Annotated in this window: 7 protein-coding genes and 1 tRNA gene; 4 read left to right on the top strand and 4 right to left on the bottom strand. The window is 69.7% G+C overall.

What is annotated here, in order from left to right; genetic code table 11:
• Positions 1-291: 291 nt before the first annotated feature.
• Together E3T37_RS14560 and E3T37_RS14555 are read right to left on the bottom strand one after the other, a co-directional pair.
• Positions 292-762, bottom strand: coding sequence for a RidA family protein (locus tag E3T37_RS14560; protein WP_134367999.1), 471 nt, complete (start codon positions 760-762; stop codon positions 292-294).
• Positions 763-765: 3 nt separating this feature from the next.
• A complete protein-coding gene (locus E3T37_RS14555) occupies positions 766-930 on the bottom strand; it encodes a DUF4177 domain-containing protein (RefSeq protein WP_134367998.1) in 165 nt (54 codons plus the stop codon).
• A gap of 50 nt (positions 931-980) precedes the next feature.
• On the opposite strand from E3T37_RS14555, the gene E3T37_RS14550 reads away from it, so the two are divergent.
• The 4 genes from E3T37_RS14550 (at position 981) to E3T37_RS14535 (ending at position 6284) form a co-directional block, all read left to right on the top strand.
• Positions 981-3527 (top strand): transglycosylase domain-containing protein, encoded by a 2547-nt coding sequence (locus E3T37_RS14550; RefSeq protein WP_134367997.1) that lies wholly within the window; start codon positions 981-983, stop codon positions 3525-3527.
• On the top strand, positions 3524-4507 hold the full coding sequence (locus E3T37_RS14545) for a metallophosphoesterase (RefSeq protein ID WP_134367996.1): 984 nt from the start codon (positions 3524-3526) through the stop codon (positions 4505-4507). Before E3T37_RS14550 ends, E3T37_RS14545 begins: the two co-directional genes overlap by 4 nt.
• 112 nt (positions 4508-4619) lie before the next feature.
• Positions 4620-4693, top strand: a tRNA-Pro gene (locus tag E3T37_RS14540).
• Positions 4694-4799: 106 nt separating this feature from the next.
• Positions 4800-6284 (top strand): MFS transporter, encoded by a 1485-nt coding sequence (locus tag E3T37_RS14535; RefSeq protein ID WP_134367995.1) that lies wholly within the window; start codon positions 4800-4802, stop codon positions 6282-6284.
• 547 nt (positions 6285-6831) lie between these two features.
• Here the strand turns inward: E3T37_RS14535 and E3T37_RS14525 are convergent.
• A complete protein-coding gene (locus E3T37_RS14525; RefSeq protein ID WP_134367993.1) occupies positions 6832-7746 on the bottom strand; it encodes a hypothetical protein in 915 nt (304 codons plus the stop codon).
• Between the two features lie 478 nt (positions 7747-8224).
• Positions 8225-9244, bottom strand: coding sequence for an LLM class flavin-dependent oxidoreductase (locus tag E3T37_RS14520; RefSeq protein ID WP_134367992.1), 1020 nt, complete (start codon positions 9242-9244; stop codon positions 8225-8227).
• Positions 9245-9361 lie beyond the last annotated feature (117 nt).

Here is a 9361-nt window from a genome sequence, read left to right as displayed (position 1 = left end):
GCCTGACCCGCGCCGCCCGCGTGACCCGCGCAGCCCGCGTGACCCGCGTGACCCGCGCAGCCCGCTCCGCGCAGCGCGCCGCGCCGCCCGCCTAAACCGGCCCCCAACGCAGCCCCCTCCAACCAATTCGACGGAGATTTTGGGCTAGAACGCCGTTTCAGAGCCCATTTCGCACTTTTAAACCAAAATCTCCGTCGAATTCGTTCGGGGCTGCCGGCCTCAGCACGGGGAGCGGGGGCCAGGCGAGGGGCGAGGGGCGAGGGGCAGGGAGCGAGGGGCAGGGAGCGAGGGTCAGGCGAAGGAGACGATCAGCTCCAGCTCGACCGGCGAGTCCAGCGGCAGCACGGCGACGCCGACGGCCGAGCGTGCGTGCACGCCCCGGTCCCCGAAGATCTCGCCGAGAACCTGCGACGCCCCGTTGATGACGCCGGGCTGGCCCGTGAACGACGGGGCGGATGCGACGAAACCGGTGACCTTGACGATCTGCGTGATGCGATCGAGCGAACCGATCACGGCTTCGATCGCGGCGAGCGCGTTCAGCGCGCACTGCCGGGCGTACGCCTGGGCGTCGGCGGCGGGAACGAGGCCGTGGCCGTCACCGACCTTGCCGGTGGCCGGGAGCGCCCCGGAGACCATCGGCAGCTGACCGGAGGTGAAGACCAGCGAACCGCTGACCACGGCCGGAACATAGGTGGCGACGGGCGGCACGACGCTGGGCAGGTCGATGCCCAGCTCGGCGAGGCGGGCTTTGATCTGTGACATGGTTCAGGCTCCTTCGGTGGCGAGGGGGCGCTTGAGGTAGGCGACGAGCCCGCCTTCGGGCCCGGGAACGACCTGCACGAGCTCCCAGCCGTCAGAGCCCCAGTTGTTCAGGATGGCTGCTGTGTTGTGAATCATCAGCGGGGTGGTGAGGTACTCCCAGGCAGGCATATGGCTCCGATTCAGGCTGTTTTTCAGATTTGTCACTTAGTCTCAATTGTATGTCTGCCATAAATCGTTCGGTCAGTGGAGCCCTCGCCGGGCTCCTCGGTTTCGTCGGGATGAGCGCCATCGCCGGCGTCCTCGTCACCGCTGCGGTCACTCCCGCGCTGGCCCTCTCGGGCATGACCGCCACGAACACCATCAACGTCTTCGAGAACCTACCCGATTACCTCTCGATCGACCAGCTCTCGCAGAAGAGCAATATCTATGCCATGCACACCGACGGCACGCCCCAGCTGCTCGCATCCTTCTACGACCAGAACCGCGTTGAGGTTCCCTGGGATGGCATCAGCCAGTTCGTGAAGGATGCCGCCGTCGCCGGTGAGGACCCGCGCTTCTACGAGCACGGCGGCATCGACCTCGAAGGCACCATCAAGGGCGTCGTGAGCACCGTGGCCACCGGCAGCGCCCGCGGCGGCTCGTCGATCACCCAGCAGTACGTCAAGAACGTTCTCGTGCAGAAGTGCGAGGTGCTCGCCGACCAGAAGAAGCGCACCGCCTGTTACGACCTGGCGACGGAGACCAGCCCCGACCGGAAGCTCAAGGAGATGCGCCTGGCGATCGGGGTGGAGAAGAAGTACCCCAAGGACGACATCCTGCGGCAGTACCTGAACATCAACGGTTTCGGCGGATCCGTCTACGGCATCGAGTCCGCTGCCAATTACTACTACAACACCAGCGCCGCGGCCCTGACCCTGCCGCAAGCCGCCAGCCTCGTGGCCATCGTGAACAACCCGGTGAAGTTCCAGCTCGACGACCCCGCGAGCGAAACCAACGGCGCCGCCAATGGGTACGCCGCCAACAAGGAGCGCCGCGACTACATCCTCGGCGAGATGCTCAAGTACAAGAAGATCACCCAGGCCGACTATGACGCCGCGCTGGCCACGCCGATCGAGCCGACCATCACGGAACCGAGCACCGGCTGCCAGACCGCCGGCGGCAGCGCGTTCTTCTGCGACCTCGTCGTGCACACCCTGCAGACTGATTCGACGTTCGGAGCCGACGAGGCCGCACGGTTGGCCAACTTCCGTCGCGGCGGCTACAACATCTACACGACCCTCGACCTTGACCTGCAGGACGCCGCCGAGGCGACCCTGACGGAGAACGTCCCCAAGACGGACCCCAACTGGGATGTCGGAGGCGTCATCACGAGCGTGCAGGTCGGAACCGGCCGCGTGCTGGCCATGACCCAGAACAAGGACTACAGCCAGGACCCGGCAGTCCAGGCCACCGGTGCGAACTTCACCGGCATCAACTACAACACCGACATCGACCAGGGCGGCTCGAGCGGGTTCCAGCCCGGCTCGACCTACAAGGTCTTCACCCTGGGCGAATGGCTGACCGAGGGACACTCGCTCAACGAGCGGGTCGACTCCCGTCGCAAATCGGACTGGGGCGTGTTCAAGGACAGCTGTAACGGCAACGCGAGCTACGCCTTCAACCCGAAAAACGATGCGAACGAGTCCGGCGCCAACTACAGCGCACTCCAGTCGACGATCGGCTCCATCAACACCGGATTCATCGGGATGGCGAAGAAACTCGACCTCTGCGGCATCCGTAAGACGGCCGAGGCCTTCGGCGTACACCGTGCCAACCTCGAACCGCTGGAACAGGGACCCTCGGCGGTGCTCGGCACGAACGAGGTCGCCCCGCTGAGCATGGCCGTCGCCTTCGCCGGCATCGCGAACAACGGCGTCAAGTGCAGCCCCATCGTGATCGACAAGATCATCGGGCCGGACGGCACCGAAATGGCCCCGCCCAAGTCCGAGTGCACGCAGGCGGTCACCCCTGAGGTCGACGCCGGCATGACCTATGCCATGCAGAAAGTGATGACGGAGGGCACCGCCACCGCGTCAAACAGCGCGACGAAGCCGCGCGTGCCGATGATCGGCAAGACCGGTACCACCGACGGCAACAAGGACACCTGGATGAGCGGGTCGAGCAGCAAGGTCGCCACCGTCGTGGGCGTCGTCAGCGTCACCGGTGACATCAACCAGCGCCAGGTCTACTGGGACCAGGGCACTGCCGCCACCGCCCGTCACCGGATGTGGCCCGCAGTCATGTCGGTCGCGAACGCGAAGTACGGCGGGGAACCCTTCGCCGAGGCCTCCGGCAAGGTGCTGCAGGCCGTGCCGATTCCGATCCCTGACCTGCGGGGCAAGTCCATGGCCGACGCGACGTCCGTTCTGCAGGCCGCCGGGTTCGAGGTCGTGGACGGCGGAGCAACCGACTCCGAGCTGCCCGCCGGAACCGTGGCCCGCACCGACCCGTCGGGCACCGCGAGCCGCGGCGCCACCATCACGGTGTTCTCCAGCAACGGCAACCTCGGCGCGGTACCCGACGTCGTCGGCAAGACCGAGGCCGAGGCCACGGCCGCCCTTCAGGGGTTCGCCGTGGATAAGAAGGAGCAGGACGTCACCGATCCCAAGCAGGTGGGCATCGTTCTCTCGATGACGCCCGCCGGCGGCACGGGTGCGGCAGCCGGCAGCGCCGTCACGATCGTGGTCGGCAAGCTCGCCAACGGCAACGGAAAGGGCAACGGATGAGCCGGGCCGGCTCCGCGGGCCGCGCCCTCGCTCTGAGCACCGGCGCGGTCGTCGCGGCCGGAGCCGCCGCGTTCGCCTGGGGTTCGCTCGTGGAGCGCCGCATGTTCACCCTGCGCGAGGTTGACGTTCCGGTGCTCGCGCCGGGTTCGGACCCGATCAAGGTTCTGCACCTGTCCGACCTGCACATGGCGCCCTGGCAGCGCGACAAGCAGGAGTGGGTGCGCGGCCTCGCCGGGCTGAAGCCCGACCTGGTCGTCAACACCGGCGACAACCTCGGTCACGCCGACGGAATCCCGGGGATCGAATATGCGCTGGAGGCGTTCCGCGGCATCCCGGGCATCTTCGTCAACGGTTCCAACGACTACTTCGGGCCGATTCTGAAGAACCCACTGAAGTACTTCGGTGCGCCGTCGCTGCTGCGCACGGCGATGCACGAGAAACTCGACATCGACGGGCTGCACGCCGTCTTCGCCGACCTCGGCTGGGTCGACCTCAACAACGCCGCCGGCGCGCTGGACCTCAACGGCACCCACCTCGAGCTGTTCGGCGTCGACGACCCGCACATCAGGCGCGACCGCCTCGACCTGATCACCCGCGCCATCGACGACCTGCGGGCGAGCGACCCGCTCTCCGAGGAGCACTGGCCCGACCCCGAGGAGGCCAGCGAACCGCGGCCGACGCTCACGATCGGTGTCGCCCACGCGCCCTACCAGCGCGTGCTCAACTCCTTCGTGAACCACGGCGCCCAGCTGATCCTGGCCGGGCACACCCACGGCGGCCAGGTCTGCGTTCCCCGGTTCGGCGCCCTCGTCACCAACTGCGACATCCCGCGCCAGCAGGTCAAGGGGCTCAGCCTCTGGGACTCCGGCTTGCACTCGGCCTACCTCAACGTGTCCGCGGGCCTGGGCACCTCCATTTACGCGCCGGTGCGTTTCGCCTGCCCGCCGGAGGCCACCCTGCTCACGCTCACGGCCGCGTAGGTCGCGGCCGCGCGCGGGCCACCCGCAGCTCGCGGGCAGGTTGCGTGAAGGCCGTCCAAAGGTCGAGACCTGCCCGTTCGTGGGGTTATACTTGACAAGGCTTACGGGCCATCGGGGTATGGCGCAGCTTGGTAGCGCGCGTCGTTCGGGACGACGAGGTCGCAGGTTCAAATCCTGTTACCCCGACAGATACACAAAACCCCCACTCTTCGGAGTGGGGGTTTTCTGTTCCCCACAGCGTTCGACGCACCACGGTGTTCGATCCACCCCAGCGTTCGAGAGGATCCGGACCATGTCCAAGACCACCCCGTCCAAGACCCCCGGGGCCTCCCCGCCCGCACCCGTCGTCTCACGGCACGCCTGGCAGGCCCTCGTCGTGCTGCTGGCCGGCATGTTCATGGCCCTGCTCGACACCACCATCGTGAACGTGGCACTGCCCACCATCCGCACCAGCCTCGACGCCTCGGAGGCCACCCTCTCCTGGATCATCTCCGGCTACGCGCTCGCCTTCGGAATCGCCCTGATCCCGGCCGGCCGGCTCGGGGACCGGATCGGCCATAAGTGGGTCTTCTTCACCGGGCTGTTGCTGTTCACCCTCGCCAGCCTCGCCTGCGGGCTCGCGCAGAACGACCTGCAGCTGATCATCGCCCGCGTCGTGCAGGGCCTCGCCGGCGGCATGTTCGTGCCGGCCGTCACCGCCGTGATCCAGCTGCTGTTCCCGCCACTGGCCCGCGGCAAGGCGTTCGCCATCATGGGCTCGGTCATCGGCGTCTCCACGGCGCTCGGCCCGATCCTCGGTGGCCTGATCATCCAGGCCTTCGGCGACGAGAACGGATGGCGCCTGGTCTTCTGGGTCAACCTGCCGATCGGCGTCGCGGCCCTGATCGCCGCCGCCATCCTGCTGCCGGCCGGCGCCGAGCGCGCCGCCGGTGACGAGCGCGGCGGCATCGACTGGGTGGGCCTGCTGCTCATCTCCGGCGGGCTGGTGGCCCTGCTGGTGCCGCTGATCGAGGGCCAGGACCAGGGCTGGCCGCTCTGGACCTACCTCACCCTCGCGGCCGGTGCGCTGCTGGTGGTGGCGTTCGGAGCCTGGGAGGTTCACTACACGCACCGGGGCAAGAGCCCGCTGGTGCCGCCGAAGCTGTTCCGGCATCCGGCCTTCAGCGGTGGCATCGTGCTCGCCCTGGTCTATTTCGCGGCCTTCACCAGCATCTTCTTCACCATCTCGATTCTCTGGCAGGCCGGGCTCGGGCACACCGCGCTCGAGTCGGGGCTGGTCTCGATTCCGTTCGCCTTCGGCACCATCATCGGGGCGTCTCAGAGCAACCGGCTGGCCCAGCGGCTCGGCCGCACGGTGCTGATCATCGGCGTGGCGCTGGTCACCATCGGGCTGGTCTGGATCTGGCTCGCCCTGCTGCTGATCGGTCCCGAGATCACGAACTGGGAGCTGCTGCCGCCGCTCGCGATCGCCGGCCTCGGCAGCGGGTTCTTCATCGCCCCGAACGCCCAGTTCATCGTGGCCACCGTGGACCGCTCGGAGGCCGGCGCGGCCAGCGGCGTCGTCGGCGTGATGCAGCGGGTCGGCAGTGCGGTCGGCATCGCCGTCATCGGCAGCGTGTTCTTCGGCACCCTGGTGGTGGCGGGCCCGACCCCTGCGGCCCTCGCCGACGGCTTCACCGCCAGCGCCACCGCTGCGATGGGCGTCAGCGCCGCGTTCAGCGTGCTGGCCCTGCTGCTCGTGTTCGTGCTGCCGAAGCGGGTCAGTGCCGCGCGGTAGTGCGCGCGGTGGTTCAGTCGGCGGCGGCCGCGGCTCGCGGCACCCGTCCGCGGCACCCGTCCGCGGCAGCCGTCCGGCCTCGGCCGCTGCCTCTGCCTCTGCCTCCTCCTCCATCCGTGAGGGGTCCCAAATCGACCTTCGTTGACCCGCGGAAGGTCGATATGGGACCCCTCAGCGGCCGTGGGTGCGTCCGCGCGCCGCAAAGGCGGGGAGGGACAGCGCAGCCGGGGTCCGCCGCTCGCGGCATCCGTTCGGCCTCCGGCCTCGGTCTCCGACCGTGAGGGGTCCCAAATCGACCTTCGTTGACCCGCGGAAGGTCGATTTGGGACCCCTCAGGCGGGTTTGGGTACGTCCGGGGCGGCGGAGACTGGCCTGCGCGGCGGAGCCGAGGCGCGGCGGAGCCGAGGCGCGNCTGCGCGGCGGAGCCGAGGCGCGGCGGAGCCGAGGCGCGGCGGAGCCGAGGCGCGGCGGAGCCGAGGCGCGGCGGAGCCGAGGGCAGCGACAGCGGCGCGAGGACAGCGAATGCCCGCCGGCGACCAGGCGCGGGCTAGAGGGCGAACCGGGCCGGGTAGAGGGCGAGGGTGTCGCGGATGATGCGCAGCAGCATCCGTCGGTCGATCAGTTCGTCGGCCGCGATCTCGACGATGTGCCAGCCCGCGGCGGCAAGGCGGGCCGCCCGGGTGCGGTCCTTGCGCCACCGTTCCGGTTCGCTGCGGTGGTAGTCGCCCTGGTACTCGAAGATGACCCGGTGGGCCGGGAAACACAGGTCGCCGCGGGCGAATTCGTGGCCGCGGGCATCCGTGATCGCAAAGTTGGCCCGCAACCCCGTGATACCGGCCCGCACGACGGTGACGCGAATGATCGACTCAGGCGGCGACTCGGCGTTCTCGTCGAGGAGGCCGAGCGCTTCAACCAGGAGTGCGCGCCGGCGCCGCGACGGATGGCGGGCGACGGCATTCTCGAGTTCGGCACGGCTGGCGAGCGGATGCTCTCGGTGGATCAGGTAGTCCCCCGCCGCCACGAGGTCCTCGACGTCGAGAATCGCGGCCAGGTCGCACCAGGTTCGGGCCGCGGTCGTCACGCGCAGCCCGCGCCAGTCGCGAAGGTCGCCGTCGCGCAGCTGCAGCTTGTGCCCGGTCGTTCCGGCGGCCTTGCACGCGCGCAGCGGCGAGCGCGTGCCCACGTGCAGTTCGGGTGGTCTCCTCAGCCGGCTCGGCAACGGAATGCCGATGATCAGGGCCGCGGTCACCCCACAGAAGAAGCCGGCCTCGGGCAGACGGAGCTGTAGTGCCCGGGCCTGGTCCGGCAGCGACGTGGCCGCCGCGAGCGAACGGATGCCGTGGAATGGTCGCGCGAGGTCGGGTCCCCGCAACCGGCCCTCGCCGATGCCGCGCTCGGCCGCCGTGCGCGTGGTGAAGGGCCTGTCCCCGAGCCCCGACGGCAATGGAATTCGACTTGTCATCGGCCCAGCGTGCGCCCCCGCGGCATTTCGTACCGAAGTTGTCCCCAGCGCGGTCCGGAACGGCCCGGCCCGCGCCGGCCCGCACGCTGCCGCACCGGCCCGCACGCTGCCGCACCGGCCGTGAGGGGTCCCATATCGACCTTCAATCGTGTTGGGAAGGTCGATATGGGACCCCTCACGATGGTTTGCCAAGCACGGATACCCCGGGGGCCGGATGCGGGGCGACGGGCGCGCGGTCGGTCGACAAGCGAGCGGGCGGCGGGCTGTCAGCGGGGGCGGGCGGGCGACCGGCGGCATCCGTCGGCATCCGTCGGCATCCGTCGGCATCCGTCGGCATTGGGTCTCGTGTCCTGCCCGTGAGGGGTCCCACATCGACCTTCCGGAGGCCCGGGAAGGTCGATATGGGACCCCTCACGATCGTTTGCCAAGCACGGATACCCCGGGGGCCGACGGCAGGGCGGCGGGCGGATGCCCCGGGTCAGGCGAGTGCCGGCTCGGAGCGGAGGCCGGCCACGATTTCGAGCGAACGGATGCGCCCCGGCAGCGTCGCGGCCTGCGCGCTGACCATGAGCTGGTCGGCGCCGGTGGCGTCCAGCAACTCGGTGAGTCGGGCATCCACCTCGTCGGGCGTGCCGATCGCCTGCCGCCGGTTGCGGGCCAGCGCGACCTCCTGCTCGTAGGGGCTGAACCGGTAGGCCTCCGCCTCCGCCGCCGACACCGGCTCCGGCTTCTTTCCCTGGCGCATCCGGATGTAGGTGATCAGTCCGGGCAGCGATTCGCGGCGCGCGACCTCGGGGTCGTCGTCGGCGATGACGCCCACCGTGATCATGGTGTGCGGCTCGGCGAGGAACCGGCTCGGCTTGAATCCGGTGCGGTAGAGGTCGAGGACGGCCTCGGTGTGCTCCCCCGCGAAATGGTGCGCGAAGGCGAACGGGAGCCCCAACGCGCCGGCAACCTGCGCGCTGAAGCCGCTTGAGCCGAGCAGCCACAACTCCGGGGCGTCACCGAGGCCGGGGTACGCGGTGATGCCGCGCAACGGATTGTCCGGGGCCATGCCGCCGTGGAAGAACCCGATCAGGTCCGCCAGCTGCTGCGGGAAGTCGTCGACCCCGAGGCCCGCGGGGCTGCGGCGCAGGGCCAGGGTGGTGGCGGCATCCGTGCCCGGGGCGCGCCCGATGCCGAGGTCGATCCGGTCGCCGTAGAGGGCGCGGAGGGTTCCGAACTGCTCGGCCACGACGAGCGGGGCATGGTTGGGCAGCATCACGCCGCCGGAGCCGACCCGGATACGCTCGGTGCGCGCCGCGATGCCGGCGATCAGCACGGCCGGCGCGCTCGAGGCAATGGCCGGCATGTTGTGGTGCTCGGCCACCCAGAACCGGTCGTAACCGAGTCGTTCGGCGGCCTGCGCCAGACGGATGCTGCCGCCCACCGCGTCCGCGCTGGTGCCGCCGGCGGGGCGGCTGGCCAGGTCGAGCACGTTGATCGGGAGGGTGCGCATCCCTCACGGTAACCGGTCGGGGCTGGGTGGAGGTTGGGGCCGGGGGTCGGCGACGGTCGGGCGCGGGGCCGGCGGTCGGCGACGGTCGGGCGCGGGGCCGGCGGTCGGCGACGGTCG

This window comes from Cryobacterium sp. TMT2-10 (assembly GCF_004403075.1).
Lineage (GTDB): Bacteria > Actinomycetota > Actinomycetes > Actinomycetales > Microbacteriaceae > Cryobacterium > Cryobacterium shii.
Note: the sequence above shows the minus strand (reverse complement) of the source record. Positions and strands in the feature narration are given on the sequence as shown.